The organism is Arthrobacter sp. AL05, assembly GCF_029960715.1.
Classification (GTDB): domain Bacteria; phylum Actinomycetota; class Actinomycetes; order Actinomycetales; family Micrococcaceae; genus Arthrobacter.
Genome location: NZ_JASBRC010000001.1, coordinates 123,677 through 146,616, shown reverse-complemented (window position 1 = coordinate 146,616; position 22,940 = coordinate 123,677). Strand labels below are relative to the sequence as shown.

Below are 22,940 nucleotides of genomic sequence, written 5' to 3'. Positions count from 1 at the left end.
TTGGTTTGGCGGTGCCGGGAGTGCCCGGCTTGTCTATTTTCCCTGATGCAGCTCCGAGAGCCGAACCGACATGGCAAGACGGTCAGGTTTCCCGTTGGGCAGCAGCAGCAGTTCAGCGGCGGCAAGGACGGTTTTTGGCGCCAGCGTGCCCAGCGCCGCGGCCCATCGGGATCCTGCGGCGAAGTTGGCGAAGCCCTGCGGGCTGGTGTCCGCCACCGCCACGAAGGCGGCGAGGGCCTGGCCCCACTCGGCCGAGGGGACCCCGGCCACAAACGCGGCCCGCACGCCGTCGAGTTTCTCCAGTTCCGCCTGCACATGGGCGGCGGAAACCTTCACCCCGCCGGTGATAACAACGTCGTCGGCCCGCCCCAGGATCCGCAGCTTCCCGTCGCCGTCCAGCTCGCCAAGATCGTTGGTCCGGTACCAGCGGACGCCGTTGTCCGCCACGAATGCCGCCGCATCGAGTTCAGGGGCGCCCAGGTAGCCGGCTGCAATGGTTGCCCCGCCGAGCAGGACCCGCCCGTCCTCCGCAACGCGGACCAAGACGCCTTCCAGCGGGACGCCGTCGTACACGCAGCCGCCGCAGGTCTCGGCCGAACCGTAGGTGGTCACCACCTGCAGGCCGGCGTTACGGGCTGCGGCAAGCAGCGCCGGGGGCACCGGTCCGCCGCCGAGCAGGATTCCGTTGAACCGGCGGAGCGCTGCGAGGGTGTCAGCCGACGGCGCGTCCAGCAGCCGCTGCAGCTGGGTCGGCACCAGCGAGGTGAACCGCTTCTGATCGGTGAGCTCGGCCGCTGCGGCTGTGAAGGCCTCCGGTGTAAAACCTCCGCTGAGGTCCATCGCCCACGGCCGGGTTCCGGCAAAGAGCGAACGGACCAGCACCTGCACGCCGGCCACATATTGCACGGGCAGGGCGAGCAGCCACTGGCCTTCGCCCTTGAGCGCCAACGCGGTGGCCATCGAGGAGGCAGCCAGCGCGTCAACGGTCAGCACTGTAGCCTTCGGCACGCCGGTGGATCCGGAGGTTCGCACCACAACGGCGGCGTCTTCGATGCCGGGCGTTTCGGGGAAGGCCAGCACCGGGGACCCGTCGGGCCCGTCGGCGAGCTCGACGGCGGGTCCCTCCCCGTGGAGGGCCGCGGCCAGCGCCGCAAGGGCGGCTTCGATGTTGACAGCTCCGGAAGTCACGACGGCCGCCTTAGAAGTAGTAGGGGAAGCTGGACCAGTCCGGATCGCGCTTTTGCAGGAAGGCTTCCTTGCCCTCCACGGCCTCGTCGGTCATGTAGGCAAGCCGCGTCGCCTCGCCGGCGAAGACCTGCTGGCCTGCGAGGCCATCGTCGGCCAGATTGAAGGCAAACTTGAGCATCCGGAGGGCCTGCGGCGACTGCCTGGCAATGTCGGCGGCGTATTCCAGCGCCACATCCTCAAGCCGTGCGTGATCCACGGCCTCGTTCACCGCGCCCATCCGGACCATGTCCTCTGCGGAATATTCGCGGGCCAGGAAGAAGATTTCGCGGGCGGCCTTCTGGCCGATCTGGCGGGCCAGCAGCGCGGAGCCGTAGCCGGCGTCGAAGCTGCCGACCGTGGCATCGGTCTGCTTGAATTTGCCGTGTTCGCGGGAAGCGATGGTCAGGTCTGAAACGACATGCAGGGAATGCCCGCCGCCGGCGGCCCAGCCGTTGACAACGGCAATGACAACCTTGGGCATGGTGCGCATGAGCCGCTGGACCTCAAGGATATGCAGCCGGCCGGCGCGCGCCGGGTCGATGGTTTCGGTGGTCTCGCCGTCTGCGTACCGGTAGCCGTCGCGGCCGCGGATCCGCTGGTCACCGCCGGAGCAGAACGAGTGGCCGCCGTCTTTGGCGGAGGGGCCGTTGCCGGTCAGCAGCACAGTGGCCACATCCGGGCTCATCCGGGCGTGGTCCATGGCGCGGTAGAGCTCATCGACAGTGCCGGGGCGGAAGGCGTTACGGACCTCGGGCCGGTTGAACGCGATACGCACCGTCGGCAGGTCCCGGACCACGGCACCGTCCGCGGAGCGCTCCACCTGCCGGTGGTAGGTCATGTCCTGGAAATCGTCGAAGCCGGACACGGTGCGCCAGCGGGTGGGGTCAAAGACGTCGGATACCTTGGCGGGGATTTGGTTGCTCACAGTCAGAGTCTAGTAATCGCCTCAGCTGATGCAGAACTCGTTGCCTTCAGGGTCCGCCATGGTGTGCCAGGAATGCGGTCCTTCGCTGGCGGTCCAAAGGAAGCTGGCGCCGCGGGCTTCCAATGCGGTGCGGAACGTGTCCTTGTCGGCGCCGGCCAGGTTAACGTCCCAGTGGATCCGGTTTTTGACTGTCTTTTCCTCCGGGGCCGTCTGGAAGAGGATGCGGCGGGCAGGGGCTGTGGCGTCGAGTTCCTCAGGCGGGCGGATGGCGGCACCGTCACGCCAAACGAGCTTGCCGTGGTGGACCTTGGTCTCCGCCTCGGTGGCGAAGCCCTGCTCGATCATGGAGCGGATGAAGCCCTCGTCCTGCGGCTCCACCGCCCACGCGAGGGTCTCGGCCCACCAGCCGGCCAGCTCATGCGGGTTCCGGCAGTCGACTGCGATCTGAATGTTGAGTGTCATGGAATGAAACTACGACGTCGGGACGCGCAGCGGTAGGGCCCGGACCACGCCAGCTGCGCGAGTTGACACCTCGTGGCAGTGTGTGTGCCCGCGACTGCCTTGATCTGCACTTTCGACGGCGGTACGGACCCGCAGCGCTGCTGCCTGCGGCTAGCCCTGGACCTTCTGGAGCTGCTCCATCACATCCGGCGGGATGGCGTAGAGGAAAATGACCGCGAGCAGGTTCTTCGACGCGTGGACAAAGTAGGAGAACATCACATTTTTGCCGGTCCAGACGTAGACGAATACCAGGACGGCGCCCATCGCGAGATACGGCATCAGGACCGGGAGGGCCAGCGCCTCCTGGCCAATGATATGCAGGGCCGCAAAGAACACAACTGACAAGCCGGCGCACACCCAGACGTTGACCCTGCGGCTGAGCTTGCCGATCAGCAGGTGGCGGAAGATGTACTCCTCCACAAACGGACCCACGATCACCAGCAGCGGCACCATCAGCCAGGCCGGCACCTGCTGCATCAGCGCCTGCAGGCCCGCCTGGTTGGCGGACGTCTGCGGCGGGCCGGTTACGGCGACGAGAATCGCGGTGAGAATCATCATCGCCACCACGGCGAGAGGGACCATCAGCAGGCTGAACCACGGCCGGGTGGCGAGGACCCTGAGGTCCCGAGCGGCGATGCGCCGGACGGCGGCCAGTGCCAGGATGCCGATCCCGCCGTAGAAGATCAGGTTCACCGAGTACGACGCCACCGCCGGGTTCGGCGAGAGCCGCAGCATCAGCGGCGCCAGCAGTGAGCCGAACACGGCAAAAAATCCGGCGACGGCGACGTAGAGGCCGGCCGTGAGGTAGTCGAGCCGCGAGAACCTGTACAGTTCCGGCCGCGGTGTTGGTGTGCGAAGAGCGGTGCCCATGCCTCCAGCCTAGCGCCACGGCCTGCCTGCTGACCGACCGGTACTTCCGCCGGCGCCGCAGTACCTCAGTAACCGCCGACGGTGTCATACTTGACGACTCAAGCCGCCGCCGGGCTGGCCGTGCACCTACTTGCGAGGACTCCTTGAGCGAACATCTCCGCCTTTCGGGCGTATCCCATGGTTACGGGGACCGCCAGCTTTTCGCCGGCGTCGACATTGCCATCAGCGCCGGTGAACATGTGGCAATCGTCGGCGAAAACGGCGCGGGCAAATCCACGCTGCTCCGGATTTTGGCCGGGCTCGAGGCCCCGGACGAGGGCACCGCCGTCAGCCAGGGCCGCGTGGGCTACCTTGCCCAAACCCTGGGCCTGCCTGATGCGTTCACCGTGTCCAACGCGATCGATGCCGCGCTGGAATCCCTCCGCGAAATGGAGGCCGAGCTGGAGCGCCTGGAAGACGGGCTGGCCGGAGCGGAAGCAGGCGAACTGGAGCGCTACGGAAACCTGCAGACGCAGTACCAGTTGCGGGAAGGCTACGCCGCGGAATCCCGGGTAGAGGCGGCGCTGGACCGACTTGGCCTCGGCGGTCTGGGCCGGACGCGGACCCTGGGCTCGCTCTCCGGCGGGGAGCAGGAACGCGTGGCGCTGGCCTGCGTGCTGGCCGATCCCGCGGACATCCTCCTCCTGGACGAACCCACCAACCACCTCGACGCCAGCGGCACGGCCTGGCTGGAGGCGCGGCTGGCCGCGCACCGAGGAACCGTGGTGGTGGTCTCCCACGACCGCGTCCTGTTGCGCAAAGTAGCGTCAACAGTGATTGAAGTAGATGCCGAACGCCTTACGGTCAACCGGTACGGCAACGGCTACGAAGGCTATCTGCGGGAGAAGTCGGCCGAGCGCCAGCGCTGGGCGCAGCAGTACCACGGGTGGCTGGACTCGATGGCGGCCGAGCGGCTCCAGGCGGACACCGTCGCGGGGACGATGGGCTACGCCCGCCAGCGCGACAATGACAAAATGGGGTTCGACTTCAAAGCCGGCACGTGGCAAAAGGCAGCCACCAGCAAGGTCCGCAATGCCCAGGAGCGTCTCCGCCGGCTGGAGGCAAACCCCATCGACCGTCCGCCGGTGCCCCTGAAACTGGCAACGAACCTTCGGGCGGACGTTGCGGCGGGTCCCGCCCTTGAAGCGACGGGAGTGACGGTACCGGGCCGCCTGGAACCGACGGACCTCCGGGTGGAGGCGGGCCAGAAGATCCTCATTACCGGTCCCAATGGCGCCGGCAAGTCCACGCTGCTCGCCGTCCTGGCGGGCACGCTGGAACCGGCCACAGGCACCGTAGTGCGGCACGGCCGGATCGGATACCTGCAGCAGGAACTGGAGCTCCCGCAGCACCCCGGGATGCGTCTCCTGCCCGCTTTCGCCGCGGGCCTGGGCGGCAACATCGATGAGCACGCCGAGGCGCTGCTGCGGCTCGGGCTTTTCCGCACCAGCGAATTCCACGTCCCGGTGGGGAGCCTTTCCGCAGGGCAACAACGCAGGCTGGCGCTCGCCCGCCTGCTCCTGGGCGGGTATGGAACGATGCTCGTGGATGAGCCCACCAACCACCTGGCGCCCGTGCTGGTGGAACAGCTCGAAGCGGCTCTTTCGGACTTCGCCGGGACGCTGATCCTGGTCAGCCACGACCGCGCCCTGGGGGAGTGGTTCAGCACGTGCTCCGGTCACGACACCGGGCGGGGCGCCGGAGCCGGAAACTGGCTCCGGTACGGGATGCGGGATGGCGCCCTGGTCTGATGGACGGATCCTTGGGGATTCAGCGGATGATAATCGAAGATTATTCGGGATTACAGCAGTAATGAGGTCGATAATTAGTACAAGTGCCTGCCCGGTGTTGTTCCCGTCACGGTTTGGTCTCAAATGCCAGTAGAATAGACGAGCCGCGCGAGCTTCGACCTTGTGAGGTTCGGTACACGTCTTGGCCCCTGTTGGGGGTCGGGGCCCGTTCATTTGTGTATGCGAACCCGCTGTCCCTGTCCCGGCCTTACAACGAACTGCAAGGAAACAGCTGTGCCATCAACTACCCCCACAGAACTTAAGAACCCCGAGGCGCAATCCGCCGTCGTCGACTCAACTCTCAGCGCCGAGGGCTACAAGAAGTCGCTCAGCGGCCGCCAGGTCACCATGATCGCGATGGGCGGCGCCATTGGCGTCGGACTCTTTATGGGCGCCGGCGGGCGGCTGGCCTCCACCGGTCCGTCGCTCATTTTCTCCTACGCCTTGGCCGGCGTCATCGCGTACCTGCTGATGCGCGCCCTGGGCGAGCTGATCATGTACCGCCAGACGTCAGGCTCGTTCGTCAGCTATGCCGGTGAAATGTTCGGCAAAAAGGGCGCTTATGTCTCCGGCTGGATGTACTTCATCAACTGGGCCATGACCGGCATTGCCGAGCTCATCGCGATCGGACTGTACTTCCAGTTCTTTTTCCCGAACGTGCCGGTTGAACTGTCCGCCATCGCAGCGCTGTTGCTGCTAGTCGGCGTCAACCTCCTGAGTGTCAAGGCGTTCGGCGAATTCGAATTCTGGGCCTCCGTCCTCAAGGTCGGTGCGATCCTCATCTTCTTGGCCGTCGGTACTTTTATGGTGATCACCAACGCCCAGGTGGGCGACGGCAACGCCTCGGTCAGCAACCTGTTCGCCGCTGAGGGGGGCATGTTCCCCAAGGGCGGGCTCGTGATGATCCTGGTGCTGAACGCGGTGATCTTCGCCTACAACGGCATTGAGCTCGTTGGCGTCACTGCCGGTGAAATGCAGGATCCGGCCAAAGAAGTGCCCAAGGCCATCCGCGCTGTTGTCTTCCGGATCGTGGTGTTCTACGTCGGTTCCGTGACGCTGCTGGCCATGCTGCTGCCGTCGGACCAGTACGTTGCCGGCACCTCGCCGTTTGTCACAGTGTTCGGCCAGATGGGCCTCGGCTGGATGGGCGATGTGATGAACATGATTGTCATCACCGCCGCCCTCTCCTCGTGCAACTCGGGCCTGTACTCGATCGGCCGGATTTTCCGGACCATGGCCAACAACGGGCATGCTCCGCAGTGGCTGACCAGGATGTCCAAGAGCCACGTGCCGTACGCCGCCATCCTGGCCATCGGCGGCGTTTACCTAGTCGGGATCCTGCTTAATATCTGGCTCGGCGGCTCGTATGCCTTTGACCTGGCGCTGAACTCGGCCTCGGTCGGTGTGATCTTCACCTGGGCTGCCATCTTCGCCAGCCAGATAGCGCTGCGGAAAACCAAGGGCAAGGTCTCCTCCCTGCCGGCGCCCGGCGGAGTCTGGGCCAGCTGGGCAGGCTTGATTGCCCTGCTGCTTATCACGGTGCTGATCGGCTTCGACACCATGACCAGCAAGGGCGGCGAAGTCTTCCACCTTGGTCTTTGGACATTGGCGACCATCCCGTTCTTCGCACTCCTGCTGTGGCTCGGCTGGCAGAAGGTCAAGGACAACGAACCGAAGAACGCGCTCTTCAACTAGCCTTCCGGGCAAGTGCGCAGGCGACGGCGGTCCTCCGGTGAGGGGCCGCCGTCGTTCGTTTAAGCTGCGGCGGCGCGAGTGGCACCAGAGCCCTGGGCCGGCACAAAAAAGCGGCGGTGGACATCCCCCAAAGGAATGTCCACCGCCGCCTTTTGTACGGACTAATCCTTCTTGAAGGCGTCCTTGACGTTTTCGCCGACCTTCTTTGCGTCGGCTGCGACCTGGTCCTTCTGGCCCTCGGCACGCATTTCGTCGTTGTTGGTGGCGTTGCCCGCAGCTTCCTTGGCCTTGCCGCCGAGGTGCTGTGCTTCGTTCTGAACCTTGTCGCCGATACCCATGGTGTAAACCACCTCTCGTTTCCGGTTGAAATACAACGTCTCCCCACCATAACACAAAGCATGCTTAGTAATTCAAGGGCCCGGCCGCGAACGAGGGATGAAATGCGCACCGGAGCCGGGCTAGGCTCGATGCCATGGACCACACAACCAGCCTGACCCAGCATGTCAACGCGTCGACGGACAAGGTATGGGCCGTCATTTCCGACATCCCCGGTTCGGCCGCGACACTTTCCGGCATCACCTCGATCCAGATGCTCTCGCAAGGCCCCTACAGCGAGGGGACGCGCTGGAAAGAAACCCGCACCATGATGGGGCGGGCGGAAACGGTGGAAATGTGGGTGGCCCGGGCCGATCCGCCCCGGAGCACAACGGTGAAGGCCGTGCAGGGACCGACGGAGTACACCACACGCTTTACGCTTGCCGAGCGCGACGGCGGCACGGACCTGACGCTGACGTTTAGCGCCGATGTGCTGAACCCTTCCCGGATGACCGGGCTGTTAATGGCACTTTTTGGAAAGCTGGGGATGCGCATCACCCGAAAGGCGCTCGCCAAGGACCTGGCAGAAATCGCGGCCAAGGCCGAGTCGCTCTGATGGGGCGCAGCGCCGGGACGCCCCCGCCGCCCAAGGTGACGGCGCCGCGGCTCAGTCCGGTCCGGCTGACGGACCTCAAGGACGACCCGTCGCCGGCACTGCGTTCCGGTGAGCGCTACGACGGCGTCCGGTACGGCAAGTTATCCGCCGACGGCTTGGAACTCGGCGGCACCGACTTTGCCGAGTGCGACTTCCGCGGCGTTTCGTTCAACGAGACCCAGCTGCGGGGCGCCTCTTTCCGGGATTGCATCCTGGCCGAGGTGTACGCCCCGGTATTTATGGCGGCCCGAAGCACCCTGCGCGACGTCGAGATCGCCAACCCGCGCTGGGGTTCAGCGGAACTGTACGAGAGCGGCTGGCAGTCAGTACGGATCGACGGCGGCAAACTCGATTATCTGAACCTCCGTGGTTCCAAGCTCACGGACGTGCAAATCAGCGACTGCATCATCAACGAGCTGGACCTGGGTTCCTGCCTGGCGACGCGGGTAGCCCTGAAGAACTGCACCATCGGCACCCTCGACCTTGCCGGCGCCAGGCTGAAGGACTTTGACATCCGGGGCACGGACTTCCGCGCCATCGCCGGACTCGAAAGCCTCGCCGGCCTTGTGATCGACGATTACCAGCTGGGCCTGCTGGCGCCATTAATGGCCAGTCACCTCGGCGTCGTCGTCGCGTAATCCAGCCCGGCCCCGATTGACCCCCTTGCGGTGCCGTGTAATCTTTATAGAACGAACGGTCGGTAAATTGGCGCGCTAGCGGTCCGAACCTGGTTCCGCCGCCGATGAGAGTTCTTTTCGATGACAGTGCTGTTTATCGCGTGAAGGGTGTACCCATGGCATCAGCAGTTGCAGGACCTCAGGCATTTCTCGTAGGCGGTGCCCGCACCGCTGTGGGCCGGTATGGCGGAGCACTCTCCGCGGTCCGCCCCGATGACCTGGCCGCCTTGGTGATCCGCGAGGCCGTCGCCCGGGCCGGGCTGGACCCGGAGGCCATCGATGAGGTCATCCTTGGCAACGCCAACGGCGCCGGCGAGGAAAACCGCAACGTCGCCCGGATGGCCACCATCCTGGCCGGACTGCCGCTGCACATCCCCGGCATCACCGTGAACCGGCTCTGCGCCTCGGGCCTCAGCGCCATCATTATGGCCAGCCAGATGATCAAGTCCGGAGCAGCGGACATCGTGATCGCCGGCGGTGTCGAATCCATGAGCCGCGCCCCCTGGGTCCAGGAGAAGCCCCAGGCCGCCTTCGCGAAACCGGGGCAGATCTTTGATACGTCCATCGGATGGCGCTTCGTCAACCCGCTCTTCCAGCAGGGCGAACTTTCCCGGGACGGGAAGATGACCTACTCCATGCCGGAAACGGCGGAAGAAGTCGCCCGCGTGGACGGGATCACCCGCGAGGACGCCGACGCCTTCGCCGTCCGCTCCCATGAACGCTCCCTCGCGGCCATCGCCGCGGGCCGCTTCGCCGACGAGATTGTCCCGGTAACGGTTACGACGCGCAAGGGAAAAACCGTTGTCGACACCGACGAGGGGCCCCGGGCCGGCACCACAATTGACGTTCTCGCGGGCCTTCGCCCCGTCGTCGCCGGCGGTTCGGTAGTCACGGCCGGAAATTCCTCCACCCTGAACGACGGCGCCTCCGCCATCATCGTCGCGTCCGAAGCAGCCATCAAGAGGCTTGGCCTGACGCCTCGGGCCCGGATCATCGACGGCGCCTCCGCCGGCTGCGAACCGGAAATTATGGGCATCGGCCCGGTTCCGGCGACCCGTAAAGTGCTGGCGCGGACCGGCCTCAGCGTCGGCGACCTCGGCGCCGTCGAACTCAACGAAGCCTTCGCGACCCAGTCGCTTGCGACCATGCGGCGGCTCGGCCTGGACCCCGAGATCGTAAACCGCGACGGCGGCGCGATCTCGCTCGGGCACCCGCTGGGTTCCTCCGGTTCACGGCTCGCCATCACCTTGCTGGGGCGGATGGAGCGCGAGGACGCCAGGATCGGTCTCGCCACGATGTGTATCGGCGTGGGCCAGGGCACCGCGATGTTGCTGGAGCGGGTCTAGTGCCGGCCGCCGCGACGGGCCTCGACCCGCGCGATTTCAGCACGCTGCTGATCGACGAACGCGAAGACCGGCTGGTGGTGCTCCTCAACCGGCCCGAGGTCCGCAACGCCATCGACCAGCAGATGGTCGATGAGCTGCACGCTGTCTGCGCCGCGCTGGAACGGTCGCCGAAGATGCTCATCATCGCCGGTACCGAAGGTGTCTTCGCCTCGGGGGCGGACATCGGCCAGCTGCGCGAACGCCGCCGCGACGACGCGCTCCAAGGCATCAACTCCACCATCTTCGTGCGTATCGCCAAACTCCCAATGCCCGTCATTGCAGCCCTGGACGGCTTTTGCCTGGGTGGCGGCGCCGAGCTGGCGTACGCCGCGGACTTCCGGATCGGCACCCCGTCCGTGCGGATCGGCAACCCGGAGACGGGCCTGGGCATCCTCGCCGCAGCCGGCGCGAGCTGGCGCCTGAAGGAGCTGGTGGGGGAACCGGTGGCCAAGGAAATGCTGCTGGCCGGCACGGTGCTACGCGCCGAGCGGGCCCTTGCCGTCAACCTCATGACCGAGATCCACGAGGCTTCCGGGCTGATGGCGGCCGCCCATGCCCTGGCCGACAGGATCGCGGGCCAGGATCCCCTCGCGGTCCGGATCACCAAATCGGTGTTCCACGCGCCGGCCGAGGCCCACCCGCTGATCGACCAGCTGGCGCAGGGCATCCTGTTTGAATCGCAGGCCAAGTTCGACCGTATGCAGGCATTTCTGGACAAGAAGTCAGCGAAGAAGCCTGCACAGCAAGACGCCAGGACCTCCGCGCAGGAAAACCGGAAGAAGAATTGACGATGAACAACTCCGCACACTCCGCTAACCTTCCCGGCGGCGCCCTGCCAGACTTCGTCGGGGTGCTGGGCGGCGGCCGGATGGGCGCCGGGATCGCACACGCCTTCCTGGTCAACGGCGCCAACGTCCTCGTCGTCGAGCGCGACGAGGAGTCCGCCGAGGCTGCCCGCGAACGGGTGGAATCAGCAGCGGCCAAGAGCATCGAGCGTGGCGCCACCGACGGGAACCTGGACGAGATGGTCTCGCGGCTCGCGGTGACGGTGGACTACAACGACTTCAAGGACCGCCAGCTGGTCATCGAGGCCGTCCCCGAGGACTGGGACCTCAAGGTCAGCGCCCTGCGGGGGATTGAGGCCCGGCTCGGTGCCGACGCCTATCTCGCCTCGAACACGTCGTCGCTGTCCGTCAACGGCTTGGCCCGTGAGCTGAAGCGTCCGCAGAACTTCCTCGGCCTGCACTTCTTTAATCCCGTGCCGGCCTCGACCCTGATCGAGGTGGTGCTCGGCGAGCACACCTCAAGCCAGCTGACCCAGGCGGCCCGCGGCTGGGTTGAGGCGCTGGGCAAGACCGCCGTCGTCGTCAACGATGCCCCCGGGTTCGCGTCCTCACGGCTGGGCGTCGCGATTGCCCTCGAGGCGATGCGGATGGTGGAAGAGGGAGTGGCATCCGCCGCGGACATCGACAACGCCATGGTCCTGGGCTACAAGCACCCCACCGGACCCTTGCGGACCACTGACATCGTAGGCCTGGACGTCCGCTTGGGCATCGCCGAATACCTCGCCTCCACGCTCGGGGAGCGCTTCGCCCCGCCGCAGATCCTGCGGGACAAAGTCGCCCGAGGAGAACTCGGCCGCAAGTCCGGCAAGGGCTTTTTCAACTGGACCGAGTGAACTGACCAGCTACCCGAGGATCCCCACGATGTAGCCGACGAAGAAAAGCAACACAAAGAGCACCACCACGGCGATCATAAGGATCCAGAGGTACTGGCCGAACCCCCGGTCCTCGCGGATCCGCGGCCCCTGCGGTCCCACCGAGGTCCCCTCGCCCGGTGGCGTCTCACCCGGAGGCACACCGCCTCCGGGTTCCAAGCCGGTGAGGTTGTTCTCCAGGGGATCCGGATTCTGGGATGTCACGGTGTGCTCCTGTTTCAGCTCGGGCCGCTACTGCGACGCCTGTGAGTCTAGGGCTTTTTTCATGCCGGCCATGGCGGGGTCGGCCAGGGACTGGAACGCTGGTTTCATAAACGGTTCTGCGACCTTAAGCCATCCCTTGAGCCGGAATTCCGCCGTATAACGGACTTCCGAACCGGATCCCGAAGGCTTAACGTCGATCGTATCGACGGAAATGACCGTCTTGTTTTCGCCGCGCAGCTTGATGAGGGTACCTGCCAACTCCACGACCTCGTAGATCAGCGTTTGGCGCTTGCCGCGGAACTCCGCTTCGGCGTGATAGCGGTGCCCCACGGCGACCGGCCCGTCGGAGAGTTTCTTGGCCACCGGTGTTCCCGGGTCCCACTCCGGCGTGTGTTCGAAGGCGGAGAGGTACGCGAAGGCCTTGCCGGCCTCCAACGGGGAACGGACCGTGCCGGTGACTGTGATCATGGCCCCAGCCTATCCAGAACTCCCTGCATTGTGACCGAAACAGTGGAAGAAACGTTGGTGGGCCAACTGGTTCCCGGCCCCGGCATTTAGGCCGGCCCGCGCATTTATGATGGTGCAGTGACTACCCCCGCCATCGCTCCCATCACCCTGACCGGAAAATACGTCGTGCTGGAACCGTTGCGCCCGGACCACCACGACGGCCTCGTCCAGGCCGCCAGCGACGGCGAACTGTGGAACCTCTGGTACACGTCAGTGCCCGGCCCTGACCAGATGGCCGCCGAGATTGAGCGGCGCCTGGCCCTGCAGGACAGCGGCGACATGCTGCCCTTTACAACGCGGCTGCTTGACCCCACCACCGGCGGACCGGGCCGGGTGATCGGCATGACCACCTACATGAACATCGATGCCGCCACGCCGCGGGTGGAAATCGGCTCCACCTGGAACGCGGCGTCCGCCCACGGCAGCGGCAGCAACCCGGACTCCAAACTGCTCCTGCTCCGGCATGCCTTCGAAACGCTGGGCTGCCCCGCCGTCGAGTTCCGGACCCACTGGCTCAACCACCAGTCCCGCGAGGCGATCGCGCGGCTGGGCGCGAAACAGGACGGTGTGCTCCGCAGCCACACCCGCAGCAGCGACGGCGCGCTCCGGGACACGGCGGTCTTTTCTATCCTGGAACACGAGTGGCCCATGGTCCGGAACGCCCTCGAGGCCAGACTGGCCAAGTTACGGTGACGACGGCGCCCGAGGCGATGGAGTGGGCCGGCGCGGTCAACGCCTGGCACATCGCCGGCGGAGTGTTCCGCATGGGCCGGCGCGAATGGCTTACCGAGGCGGGCTGGGAGCAGGTCTACAACGCCGGCGTCCGGACGGTGATTGATCTGCGCAATCCCGAGGAGATCCGCCGCCGCCCGACCGATCCGCGGGTGGGCGCGGCAAGCCTGTCCGCCTTCGACGTCGTGCACGCCCCCACCGAGGACCCCGGCAACAGCGAATTCCGGAAGCTCTGCGTTCCCTACCTCAACGATCCGGCCTACTACGCGGACAACGCCCGGATCTTCCCGGAGAAGCTTGCCGCCGTCTTCAAAGCCGTAGCCGATGCGCGCGGCGGAGTTGTGATCCATTGTTCCGCCGGCCGGGACCGCAGCGGGATGATCGCTGCCATGCTCCAGGACCTTGCCGGAGCAGGAGAGGCCGTCATTTCCAAGAGCTACGAGCAGGCAATGCGCGGCATCAACGAGTACCACCGGATGTCGGCGGTCCCGCATCCGCACGAGCGGTACCTGCCCGAGGAAGTCCTCGCGCCGCTGCTCGAACAGCGCTTGGAAAGCCTGCAGCACTTTGTCCGCCAGGTGAAGCCCGGTGACTTCATCCGTCACAATGGCCTAACGGACCGGGATCTGGGCGCCATCGTGGCCAAATTGGGGCGCTAGAGTAACCGGGTGAAGACTCCGACGTTTCAGCTGACAGTGCGGGCGGTCGCGGCTGCCGCGATCGCGCTCGCCGGATCGTTCTACGCCGTTCCTGCCCTGGCCGAAGCCGGCGGGACGGACCCCGCTCCGTCAGCCGCTCCCGCAGCATCCGCGCAGGCGTCCCCTGCCGCACCAACGACGCCGGCAGCTGCGGCCGCTGGTTCCACCACGACCGCAGCTGACGCTCCGGGCGCGCCAGCCGTCACCGCAGCGCCGGGAATCAGCGATGCCGGACTCGCCGAGGCCATCCGGCGCGACCTGGGCATCACGCTCGAGGAGTTCAATGCAGCAGGCCAGCTGGGCCGGACCGCGGCCGATGCCGTTCCGTCGCTGCGGGAGTTGCCCGGCTACCTGGGCATCAGCCTGCGGGCCGGAAAGATCCACATCGAGGGCAGCGGCCCCGAGCTGCGCGCCCGGGTCGATGGGCTGAACGGCAACGGCGCTGCGGATGTGTTTGTGCTCGAGGCGCCTTCCGCTGCGTCGCCGGCCGCGCCCACGGACGTGCCCACGGCTGCACCCACTCCCGCGCCCACTCCTGCACCTTCGACGGCTCCCACTCCCGCACCTTCGGCGGCCGAGCTGGTGGCGTCCAACACCGAGCAGCTGTTCCAGGACTACGTCCGCGAGGTGGGGCCGGCCGGTCTGCAAGCCGTGGCCTACTCCGCCGGCCGGTTCGTTATCCGCACCGGCGGAACAAACGCTGCCGAAGCCGAGCTTTCCCCGGCCCCCGACCAGCCGAGCGAGCCGACGATTAACGCGGCGCCAGGGAAGATCTCCGCGGCCAGCTTTGTGGCCCGCTATACCAACGTCCGACTCGAACAGGCGTTGCCGCTCACCACCGAAGCGGACGTTTACGGCGGGGAAGGCTACATCATTGACCGGCGGACGATTTGCTCGACCGGGTTCGGCGCGTTCAGCGCGGCGGGGCTGCCCCTCGTGCTGACAGCTGGTCACTGCGCCGAAGACGGTACGGCACGGGTGGCCGAACTCGAGCCGCCTGTCTCCGCCACAGCCGGCGGGTCGGCGCCGCTGCCGGGCACCCGCGCCCCGCTCGGCAGATTTGGCTTCAGCCAGTTCGGCGGGCCGCTCAACAGCTGGATCACCGGCAGTGAGCAGGCCCCCGGCAACGTGGGCACCGACATCGCAGTCATCGAGTCACTCGACGGCGGAGTCAACGTGCAACCCGCCGCCACCACCTGGGCCAGTGCCGCCAACCCGGGCCCATCAGCCGTGAAGATCATTGGCGTGGTCGCACCGTTCCAGGGCCAGGAGGTGTGCCGGTCCGGCCGGACCACGGGATGGTCCTGCGGGCAGGTGGAAGAAACCGGTGTCTACGTGGTGGGTGGAAGGACGGCCGCCGCGGAGGATCTGCGGGCCTTCCGCGGCTTTTTGTCCAAAAACGTCCAATCCAGCGGCGGCGACTCCGGCGGTCCCTGGATCAGCGGCAACTTCGCCGTCGGCACCCACTCGGCCGGCGAAACTTCCGGCGAGAACTTCGCGATCGCCACCACGCTGGAGGACGCCCTGACCGCATTCCCCACCGCCGTGGAGCTCCAGCTGTTCCTGAACAAACCCGAGCTTGTGGCGCCGGTGAACCTGACAGTCAGGGCCGGGGAGGACCTCACCGGCAGGGTTCTGGCAGCCCCGGCATCGGCCGTAGCCGCCAACTCAAAGGTCCGCATCACAGTTGCCAACCAGGCGCCAACGGAGGTCCCGGTCGACTCTGCCGGCAACTGGACTTTCCGGGCTCCGCTGCCGGCCGGGCAACTGGCCTTCTCGGCCGAGACCGTGAACGGCTTCAGCCATTCTGGACCCGCGTCCTTCACCGCCACCGTCTCACCGGCGCCCCTGCCTGCGCCTGGAATAACGACGCCGGCGGACGCCGCCCTGCCGGGCCTGGGCAGTGTTGCCGGAACGGGAATGCCCGGCGCTGTCGTGACGCTCTCCGGTGACGTGGCCGGGACAGGGACGGTGGCTTTGGACGGTCAATGGACCGTTCCGGTGGAGCGGCCGGCCTTCGGGAAAGTGACGGCGACCGCCACTCTCTCGTCCCCGGGTATTGCGGACAGCCCTTCATCCAGCAAAACTTTCACTGTCATTCCCCCCGCGCCTGCGGAAACCACTGTCCCGGACGGCTGGCACTTCCGCCAGGACGCGCTTCCCTCCTCGATTTCCGGAACGGGCGTTGACGGCGCCGACGTCATCGTCTCGATCGACGGGGCACCCGTGGGCGCTGCACACGCCGGTGCCGGCGGCGCCGGGACCGGGGCCCGGGCAGTGGTCCGGTCCTTCGTTCCGCAGGTCCTCGTGGCAGGCGGGCGCTGGAGCGTCCCGTTCCCTTCAGGCCTCGCCGTGGGGGCGCACACGCTGTCCGTCACCCAATCGGTCGACGGCGTGGCCTCGGACCCGCTGCTCGTAGCGTTCACCATTGATGCCCGGGCTGCAGTACCGCCGGCCCAGCCCGCCGTAAATCCGCCGGCCCAGCCTGCCGTAAATCCGCCGGCCCAGCCTGCCGTAAATCCACCAGCGCGGCCCATTGTGGTTTCGGCCGGCTCAGGACGGTTGCCGGATACCGGTGCGGGGGTGCTGCTGCCGATGGCGGGCCTTGCCGGCGGCACAGTTTTGCTCGGCGTCGCCTTGTTGGCCATTGCCCGGCGTCGGACGGTGCGGTAGTCCGGCCGGAATCCCGGCCCCGGCGCCCGGGGTGGCCCGCTTAGCCCCTGCGGTCCAGCAGCAGGTTGGTGATCCGCAGGGTACAAAGCCGCTCGCCGGCCGCGTTGGTGATCAGCACCTCGTGGGTGGTGACGGTGCCGCCCAGGTGGATGGGGGTGGCGGTGATGGTGATGATTCCCTCGCGGGCCGACTTGTGGTGCGTTGCCGAGACGTCCACGCCAACGGCGGTCTTGCCGAGCGTGCTTGCGTGGATGACGGCAGCCCAGGAGCCCACCGCTTCGCCCACAGCCAGCGAAGCGCCGCCGTGCAGCAGCCCGAAGGACTGCCGGTTGCCCTCCACCGGCATGGTGGCCACCACCCGCTGGACGGATTCCTCGACGATCTTCACACCCATTTTTTCGTCGAGTTCCCCGAGGGTGATCTTCCATAGCTCGGTATTCCGGGGCTCGGGGGTCATAACGTCTCCTCTTTGGCCGGAAAGCCCAGGGCTCAGGCCGGTATGTGCCGCCGCAGCTAGTGTGCGGCAGGCCTCATTCATGTACTGTGGACATATTACCGAACGGACGGTCAGTAATGCTGGCCGTGTTGATCTTGCCCCTGTTGGAAGGACCCGTCAACGATGACCACCACTGCAACTGCTCCGGAACCCACAGTAGACACTGTCGGGATCGTTCCCAGCTTCGTCCGGGATTCCTGGTGGACCCCCGACGCCGGCTCCGCGGCCGGCGCCGCGTCCGTCCTGGACGCCAGCACCGGTGAACTCCTCGCCAAGGTGAGCACCGATGGACTCGACCTCGCCGCCGTCGTGGACTACGGGCGCACCACCGGCCAGGCGGAACTCGGCAAACTGACCTTCCACCAGCGCGCGCTCAAGCTCAAGGAACTCGCGCAGTACCTGAACGGTCGCCGCGAGGAATTCTATGCGCTCTCGGCCCAGACCGGCGCCACCAAGACCGACTCGATGGTCGACATCGACGGCGGCATCGGCGTGCTGTTCACCTTCGGTTCCAAGGGCCGGCGCGAACTTCCCAACTCCCAAGTGATCGTGGACGGGCCCATGGAGGTGCTGTCCAGGGACGGTTCCTTCGCCGGCGAGCACATCTACACCCGCATTCCCGGCGTCGCCGTGCAGATCAACGCCTTCAACTTTCCGGTGTGGGGGATGCTCGAGAAACTTGCCCCGGCCTTCATCGCCGGCGTGCCCACGATCGTTAAGCCCGCCACCCCGACCGGTTACGTCACCGCCGCGGTGGTCAAGGCCATCATCGATTCCGGCATCCTGCCCAAGGGCTCGCTGCAGCTGGTTTCCGGCTCGGTCCGCACCATTCTGGACCACCTCGACTACCGCGACATTGTGGCCTTCACCGGCTCCGCCTCCACCGCAAACACGCTTAAGTCCCACACCAACGTGGTCAAGGGCGGAGTCCGCTTCACCTCGGAAACCGATTCCCTGAACGCAGCCATCCTGGGCCCGGATGCCGTCAAGGGCACGCCGGAATTCGATGCCTACATCAAGTCGCTTGTTACCGAGATGACGGCCAAGGCCGGCCAGAAGTGCACATCGATCCGCCGGGCCATCGTGCCGCAGGCGCTGGTCCAGGACGTCGTTGCCGCCGTCGGGCAGCGGATCACCGAACGTGTGATCCTCGGCGACCCGCGCGCGGACGGCGTGACCATGGGCGCCCTGGCGTCCCTGGAGCAGCTCGACGATGTGCGGGCAGCGGTCCAGTCAATGCTCGATGCCGGCGGCGAACTCGCCTACGGCACGCTCGATTCGCCGAAGGTCACCAGCGCTGACGGCACAGTCGGCGTCGTCGCCGATGGCGCCTTTATGTCCCCCGTGCTGCTGAGCTGGGCGGACCCGGAAGCCGAAGCGGTCCACTCGCTGGAAGCCTTCGGCCCGGTATCGTCCGTGATTGGCTACACGGACCTGGCCGACGCCGTCCGCCTAGCCGCCCGCGGCGGCGGCTCGCTCGTAGCCTCCGTTTGCACCAACGACCCCGGGGTTGCCCGCGAACTCGTCACCGGCATCGCCGCCCACCACGGCCGGGTGCACATGCTCAACCGTGAGGACGCCCGCAGTTCCACCGGCCACGGTTCGCCGGTCCCGCACCTGGTCCACGGCGGCCCGGGCCGGGCCGGCGGCGGCGAGGAGCTCGGCGGCATCCGCTCGGTCCTTCACCACATGCAGCGCACCGCCATCCAGGGTTCACCGAACATGCTGACCGCCGTCACGGGCGTCTGGCACACCGGCGCGGACCGGAACTTCACGCTCGAGACCGAAGGCCAGCACCCGTTCCGCAAGCACCTGAGCACCCTGCACATCGGTGACGCGATCCGCTCCGGGCTGCGCGAAGTGACTCTGGATGAAATCACCAAGTTCGCCAACTCCACCGGGGACACCTTCTACGCCCACACCAACGAGGAAGCAGCGGCGGCCAACCCGTTCTTCCCGGGCATCGTGGCGCACGGCTACCTGCTGCTGGCATGGGGCGCCGGGCTGTTCGTGGAGCCCGCGCCGGGACCCGTGCTGGCCAACTATGGCCTGGAAAGCCTGCGCTTTATCACCCCGGTGGCGGCGGGCGATTCGATCCGGGTCACCCTGACCGCCAAGAAGATCACGCCGCGCGAGACCGACGGCTACGGCGAGGTGGCCTGGGACGCCGTCCTGACCAACCAGAACGACGAAATCGTGGCCACCTACGACGTCCTCACCCTCGTGGAGAAGTAGCCCTTCCGACGCTCCCTCACGTCCTGCGGTGCCGGTTCCGACGCTCCCTCACTTCGCTGAGGGAGCGTCGGGTGTATTGCGGCCATAGCTGAGGGAGCGTCTGGGGGTTAGGGCGCGATTGACAGGCTCTTTCCGCCCGGCGCCGGCGTAAAATATTCCGTGTAGGAGGTGGCGAAATGACTTTAATTCTCAACAAAGCCACAACAATCCTGCCAGTCGATGATGCACAGCGCGCCCACCGCTTTTATGCGGACACCCTGGGCCTGCCGCACCGTGGAGTGACAGGCGACGGAAGCGATCTCTTTGGCAGCGACGGCGGCCCCCTGCTGCAGTTGATGCCCGTCGGGGACGGAAAACATTCCGAGCACACGACCCTGAGTTTTGAAGTCTCCGGGATCGAGCGGACCGTCCAGGAGATGGAAGCCAAGGGCGTCCAATTCCAGGACTACGACCTGCCGGAGCTCAAGACCGACAATCACATCTGTACAACCGATTCGGAAAGGTGCGCCTGGTTCCTGGATACGGAGCACAATATCCTTTGCGTCCACGAGAACATCACGACGGCGGCTGACTACCAGCTTTGACGTGCAGGATCCCACAAAATAGCGTCCCGGCCCGCCGGGACGCTATTTTGTGCCCCGTCCGTCAACGGGCGTCCGGACCGTCCGGGCGGGACCACGGCGACACCGGGCGGGGCTGGAGCACACCGTTGACCCTCAGATCGATCCGTTCGTTAAAGAAGCAGATGAGGCCGTGGATCTGGGCGGCATCCCGGAACCGCCCGTCATAGCTCCATGCAATATCCCGGCCGTGCGCGGAGTCCGGGTAGCTCCAGTAGCTGGCCTGGCCCTTGTAAGGGCAGACGCTCCGCTTGGTGCTCTCCCGCAGCAGCTCCAGCCGTACGTCCGCCGGCGGAATGTAATACCGCACTGGGAGCATTGTTTCGTAGAGCAGTTGCGCGCCATTCGTTTCGGCCAAGGTCGCGCCGTCGAGCGCCACCTGCACCTCCGCGGATGAGGCGCGGATGTCAACGCGGTGGAACGGATCGCGCGGGTGGCCAATGATCTCCTCGTCGTCCTCGAGCCAGTCGAAGGCCGCGAAATCGAGTAGCACGTAACCGGCCAGGTCCGGGTCCGCGGGCCGGAAAGCGGCCCTGGGCAAGGTAGCAGCGGCAGTCATGACGTCGAGTTCCTCGCCGGCGCAGCTGTGATTGCCAAACGCTGTACCGGGGTCAAGGGAAGTCGGGGCTTCGCCCTGCCGCACGGCGAAAGGGTGCTCCTCTGCAACGGCCGCGGGCAGCGCCGGCGCGGCGAGTCCGCACAGCAGGTCCTGCTCCGGCACGGCATAGATCGGGGTGATCCGCCGCGGTTCCCAGATCAGCCAGGCCTGCCGCGTGTCGACGACGGCAGCCTGGTCGATGATCGCGCGGATCCTCTTGGCAGTGGGTTCGTAGCGCAGTTGGGGGAAAGTTCCCATCAGCACGCGGGATAGTTTGGTGGCCATCCTCCCAGCGTGGCCCTGGCGCCGGGCCCGGTCAATAGCTTCCGCCGGCGTCCGTAGAACCCGGGCTAGCGGGGAGCCTGGAGGCCGTTGAACGCCATCGTGATGACGTCGTCAGCCAGTTTTTCCGGTGAGAGGGAACCGCCGGGTTTGTACCACTCGACAATGGAGTTGATCGTGCCGAAGAGCAGCCGGGTGACGGTGCGGGGGTCGATGTCCTGGCGCAGCGATCCCTCGTCTCGGGCCGCGGAGATCAGGGCCGCCACCTTGTGGTCGAACGTGCGCCGGCGTTCCATCGCGTTGCGCTCAATCTCGGTGTTGCCGCGCAGGCGCAGCAGCAGGGTGACGAACGGAAGCCGCTCCACTAGCACCGAAATGGTTTCGCGCAGGACGAATTCCAGCCGGGCTTCGGCGGTGCCGGACTGCGCTTTCGGCTGGTCCAGGATGGCTTCCAGGCCGCCCAGGGCGTGATCCAGCGCCAGCTTCAAAAGCTCGCCTTTGGACGGCACGTGGTGGTAAATCGCGGACTTGGAGATGCCCAGGTTTTCAGCAAGGATGCCCATTGAGGTGGCATCGTAGCCATGGCGGTTAAAGACATCGACGGCGATCATCAGCACTGACTGCTGGTCATAGCCGGGACGGCCGCGTTTGGTGCTGGTTGCTGTTGTGGGCATAGTCGCTAGTTTCTCACGATCGGAAGATCAGCCTGCCCGCCGGTCAGCCTTTAACGGGCGGGCCGGCGGGCTGGGCGTGCTGTGGTCAGGCCTTGGGCCGCAGGTCGTAGATCCGGCGGAGCTTGCCGTTGGACCGTTCCAGGGAGCCGGGCTCGACGACGTCGACGGCGCAGGAAGACCCGACGTGGATCTTGATCTGTTGCTGCAGGGCCTTGGACGCCGAGGCAACACCCTCGATCGTGACGGACTCGCGCCGTTCGATCCGGACGGTCAGCTGGTCCATCCGCTGGCCCTCGGGCCGGGTGAGTTCGAGCTGGAAATGCGGGCTCAACTCCGGGATCCGCAGCGCGATCTCCTCGATTTGGGAGGGGAACAGATTCACGCCGCGTAGGATGATCATGTCATCGCTGCGGCCGGTGATGCGGCCCATCCGGCGGTGCGCAGGTCGGGCGGTGCCCGGCAGCAGGCGGGTGAGGTCCTTGGTGCGGTACCGGATGATCGGCAACGCTTCCTTGGTGAGCGAGGTGAAGACCAGCTCGCCGTGTTCCCCGTCGCCCAGGACCACAGTGGGATCAAAGGCGTCGACGATTTCGGGGCGGAAGTGGTCCTCCCAGATGTGGCTGCCGTCCTGGGTTTCCACGGCCTCGCCGGCAACACCGGGCCCCATGACCTCGGAGAGCCCGTAGATGTCGCAGGCCTTGATGTTCATGGTGACTTCGAGCTCGTGGCGCATTTCCTCGGTCCACGGCTCGGCCCCCAGTACGGCGAATTTGAGCGAGGTGGAGGCCGGGTCGATGCCCTGTTTCATCATGGCGTCGGCGATGGTCAACAGGTACGTCGGAGTGGCGAGGATGGCGTCGGGCTTGAAGTCCTGGATGAGGGTGATCTGGCGTTCGGTCTGGCCCCCCGAGATCGGGATCACCGTGCAGCCGAGGGCCTCGGCGCCGGCGTGGGCCCCCATGCCGCCGGTAAAAAGGCCGTAGCCGTAGGCGTTGTGGACCTTCATGCCGGGGCGGACGCCGGAGGCTCGGAGCGAGCGGGCCACGAGCTTTGCCCAGTCGGCGAGGTCCTTCTTGGTGTAGCCGACGACTGTGGCGCGGCCGGTGGTGCCGGAACTGGCGTGGATCCGGGCCACCTCGTGCTGGGGCACGGCGAACATGCCGAAGGGGTACTCCAGGCGGAGGTCCTCCTTTGTGGTGAACGGGAACTTGCCCAGGTCGGAGAGCTCGCGGAGATCCGAGGGGTGGACGCCGGCCTCGTCGAACTTGCGCTTGTACAGGGGGACGCGGTCGTAGGCGTAGGCCACCGTGTGCTGCAGGCGGCTGAGCTGCAATGCCTCAAGCTCGTCCCGGGAAATGGTTTCTTCGCGGTCCAGGACGGCATCACTGGTGGGGGCGACGGTTTCTTGGGTCATCTTGGGGTTCC

The 22,940-nt window shown here is 66.4% G+C and carries 23 protein-coding genes; 12 read left to right on the top strand and 11 right to left on the bottom strand.

What is annotated here, in order from left to right:
- Positions 1 to 33: 33 nt before the first annotated feature.
- The 4 genes from QK287_RS00675 to QK287_RS00660 form a co-directional block, all read right to left on the bottom strand.
- Entirely contained in the window at positions 34 to 1,188 is a 1,155-nt protein-coding gene (locus QK287_RS00675) for an AMP-binding protein (protein ID WP_226773119.1), read from the bottom strand.
- A 10-nt stretch (positions 1,189 to 1,198) separates the two neighbouring features.
- A complete protein-coding gene (locus QK287_RS00670) occupies positions 1,199 to 2,152 on the bottom strand; it encodes a 1,4-dihydroxy-2-naphthoyl-CoA synthase (RefSeq protein WP_226773120.1) in 954 nt (317 codons plus the stop codon).
- A 21-nt stretch (positions 2,153 to 2,173) separates the two neighbouring features.
- The gene (locus tag QK287_RS00665; protein ID WP_226773121.1) at positions 2,174 to 2,614 is read right to left on the bottom strand and encodes a VOC family protein; all 441 of its coding nucleotides are present in this window, start codon (positions 2,612 to 2,614) and stop codon (positions 2,174 to 2,176) included.
- 150 nt (positions 2,615 to 2,764) lie between these two features.
- Positions 2,765 to 3,523 (bottom strand): CPBP family intramembrane glutamic endopeptidase, encoded by a 759-nt coding sequence (locus QK287_RS00660; protein ID WP_226773122.1) that lies wholly within the window; start codon positions 3,521 to 3,523, stop codon positions 2,765 to 2,767.
- Between the two features lie 143 nt (positions 3,524 to 3,666).
- On the opposite strand from QK287_RS00660, the gene QK287_RS00655 reads away from it, so the two are divergent.
- Together QK287_RS00655 and QK287_RS00650 are read left to right on the top strand one after the other, a co-directional pair.
- A complete protein-coding gene (locus QK287_RS00655) occupies positions 3,667 to 5,313 on the top strand; it encodes an ABC-F family ATP-binding cassette domain-containing protein (protein WP_226773123.1) in 1,647 nt (548 codons plus the stop codon).
- 273 nt (positions 5,314 to 5,586) lie between these two features.
- The gene (locus QK287_RS00650; RefSeq protein WP_282358632.1) at positions 5,587 to 7,047 is read left to right on the top strand and encodes an amino acid permease; all 1,461 of its coding nucleotides are present in this window, start codon (positions 5,587 to 5,589) and stop codon (positions 7,045 to 7,047) included.
- Positions 7,048 to 7,208: 161 nt separating this feature from the next.
- Here the strand turns inward: QK287_RS00650 and QK287_RS00645 are convergent, their stop codons facing one another.
- The gene (locus QK287_RS00645) at positions 7,209 to 7,385 is read right to left on the bottom strand and encodes a CsbD family protein (protein WP_226773145.1); all 177 of its coding nucleotides are present in this window, start codon (positions 7,383 to 7,385) and stop codon (positions 7,209 to 7,211) included.
- A gap of 134 nt (positions 7,386 to 7,519) precedes the next feature.
- On the opposite strand from QK287_RS00645, the gene QK287_RS00640 reads away from it, so the two are divergent.
- The 5 genes from QK287_RS00640 (at position 7,520) to QK287_RS00620 (ending at position 11,757) form a co-directional block, all read left to right on the top strand.
- Positions 7,520 to 7,978, top strand: coding sequence for an SRPBCC family protein (locus QK287_RS00640; protein ID WP_226773125.1), 459 nt, complete (start codon positions 7,520 to 7,522; stop codon positions 7,976 to 7,978).
- The gene (locus QK287_RS00635) at positions 7,978 to 8,655 is read left to right on the top strand and encodes a pentapeptide repeat-containing protein (protein WP_282358630.1); all 678 of its coding nucleotides are present in this window, start codon (positions 7,978 to 7,980) and stop codon (positions 8,653 to 8,655) included. The genes QK287_RS00640 and QK287_RS00635 overlap by 1 nt, the downstream gene beginning before the upstream one ends.
- A 155-nt stretch (positions 8,656 to 8,810) precedes the next feature.
- Positions 8,811 to 10,040 carry an acetyl-CoA C-acyltransferase gene (locus QK287_RS00630; RefSeq protein ID WP_226773127.1) on the top strand — a complete coding sequence of 410 codons (1,230 nt, stop codon included), beginning with the start codon at positions 8,811 to 8,813 and terminating at the stop codon, positions 10,038 to 10,040.
- The gene (locus QK287_RS00625) at positions 10,040 to 10,867 is read left to right on the top strand and encodes an enoyl-CoA hydratase/isomerase family protein (RefSeq protein WP_226773128.1); all 828 of its coding nucleotides are present in this window, start codon (positions 10,040 to 10,042) and stop codon (positions 10,865 to 10,867) included. The genes QK287_RS00630 and QK287_RS00625 overlap by 1 nt, the downstream gene beginning before the upstream one ends.
- A 2-nt stretch (positions 10,868 to 10,869) precedes the next feature.
- Complete coding sequence (locus QK287_RS00620; RefSeq protein ID WP_226773129.1) at positions 10,870 to 11,757, top strand: 3-hydroxyacyl-CoA dehydrogenase family protein; 888 nt, start codon at positions 10,870 to 10,872, stop codon at positions 11,755 to 11,757.
- Between the two features lie 9 nt (positions 11,758 to 11,766).
- Here the strand turns inward: QK287_RS00620 and QK287_RS00615 are convergent, their stop codons facing one another.
- Positions 11,767 to 12,000 (bottom strand): DUF6480 family protein, encoded by a 234-nt coding sequence (locus QK287_RS00615; protein WP_226773130.1) that lies wholly within the window; start codon positions 11,998 to 12,000, stop codon positions 11,767 to 11,769.
- 27 nt (positions 12,001 to 12,027) lie between these two features.
- Entirely contained in the window at positions 12,028 to 12,468 is a 441-nt protein-coding gene (locus QK287_RS00610; RefSeq protein WP_226773131.1) for an SRPBCC family protein, read from the bottom strand.
- 117 nt (positions 12,469 to 12,585) lie between these two features.
- Between QK287_RS00610 and QK287_RS00605 the strand changes: the two genes are divergently transcribed.
- The 3 genes from QK287_RS00605 to QK287_RS00595 are packed head-to-tail and all read left to right on the top strand — an operon-like array spanning position 12,586 to position 16,610.
- On the top strand, positions 12,586 to 13,200 hold the full coding sequence (locus QK287_RS00605; RefSeq protein ID WP_282358625.1) for a GNAT family protein: 615 nt from the start codon (positions 12,586 to 12,588) through the stop codon (positions 13,198 to 13,200).
- Positions 13,201 to 13,217: 17 nt separating this feature from the next.
- The gene (locus tag QK287_RS00600) at positions 13,218 to 13,898 is read left to right on the top strand and encodes a tyrosine-protein phosphatase (protein WP_282359022.1); all 681 of its coding nucleotides are present in this window, start codon (positions 13,218 to 13,220) and stop codon (positions 13,896 to 13,898) included.
- 9 nt (positions 13,899 to 13,907) lie between these two features.
- On the top strand, positions 13,908 to 16,610 hold the full coding sequence (locus QK287_RS00595) for a S1 family peptidase (protein WP_282358623.1): 2,703 nt from the start codon (positions 13,908 to 13,910) through the stop codon (positions 16,608 to 16,610).
- 40 nt (positions 16,611 to 16,650) lie between these two features.
- Here the strand turns inward: QK287_RS00595 and QK287_RS00590 are convergent, their stop codons facing one another.
- A complete protein-coding gene (locus QK287_RS00590) occupies positions 16,651 to 17,067 on the bottom strand; it encodes a PaaI family thioesterase (protein ID WP_226773134.1) in 417 nt (138 codons plus the stop codon).
- 162 nt (positions 17,068 to 17,229) lie between these two features.
- Between QK287_RS00590 and paaZ the strand changes: the two genes are divergently transcribed.
- The gene (gene paaZ, locus QK287_RS00585) at positions 17,230 to 19,341 is read left to right on the top strand and encodes a phenylacetic acid degradation bifunctional protein PaaZ (RefSeq protein WP_226773135.1); all 2,112 of its coding nucleotides are present in this window, start codon (positions 17,230 to 17,232) and stop codon (positions 19,339 to 19,341) included.
- A gap of 176 nt (positions 19,342 to 19,517) precedes the next feature.
- Entirely contained in the window at positions 19,518 to 19,925 is a 408-nt protein-coding gene (locus QK287_RS00580; RefSeq protein WP_282358619.1) for a VOC family protein, read from the top strand.
- 61 nt (positions 19,926 to 19,986) lie between these two features.
- On the opposite strand, the gene QK287_RS00575 is transcribed toward QK287_RS00580, so the two are convergent.
- The 3 genes from QK287_RS00575 to paaK form a co-directional block, all read right to left on the bottom strand.
- Complete coding sequence (locus tag QK287_RS00575; RefSeq protein ID WP_226773137.1) at positions 19,987 to 20,844, bottom strand: DUF427 domain-containing protein; 858 nt, start codon at positions 20,842 to 20,844, stop codon at positions 19,987 to 19,989.
- A gap of 65 nt (positions 20,845 to 20,909) precedes the next feature.
- Positions 20,910 to 21,515, bottom strand: a complete 606-nt coding sequence (locus tag QK287_RS00570) for a TetR/AcrR family transcriptional regulator (RefSeq protein WP_226773138.1) — start codon at positions 21,513 to 21,515, stop codon at positions 20,910 to 20,912.
- An 85-nt stretch (positions 21,516 to 21,600) separates the two neighbouring features.
- A complete protein-coding gene (paaK, locus tag QK287_RS00565; RefSeq protein ID WP_226773139.1) occupies positions 21,601 to 22,929 on the bottom strand; it encodes a phenylacetate--CoA ligase PaaK in 1,329 nt (442 codons plus the stop codon).
- Between the last annotated feature and the right edge of the window lie 11 nt (positions 22,930 to 22,940).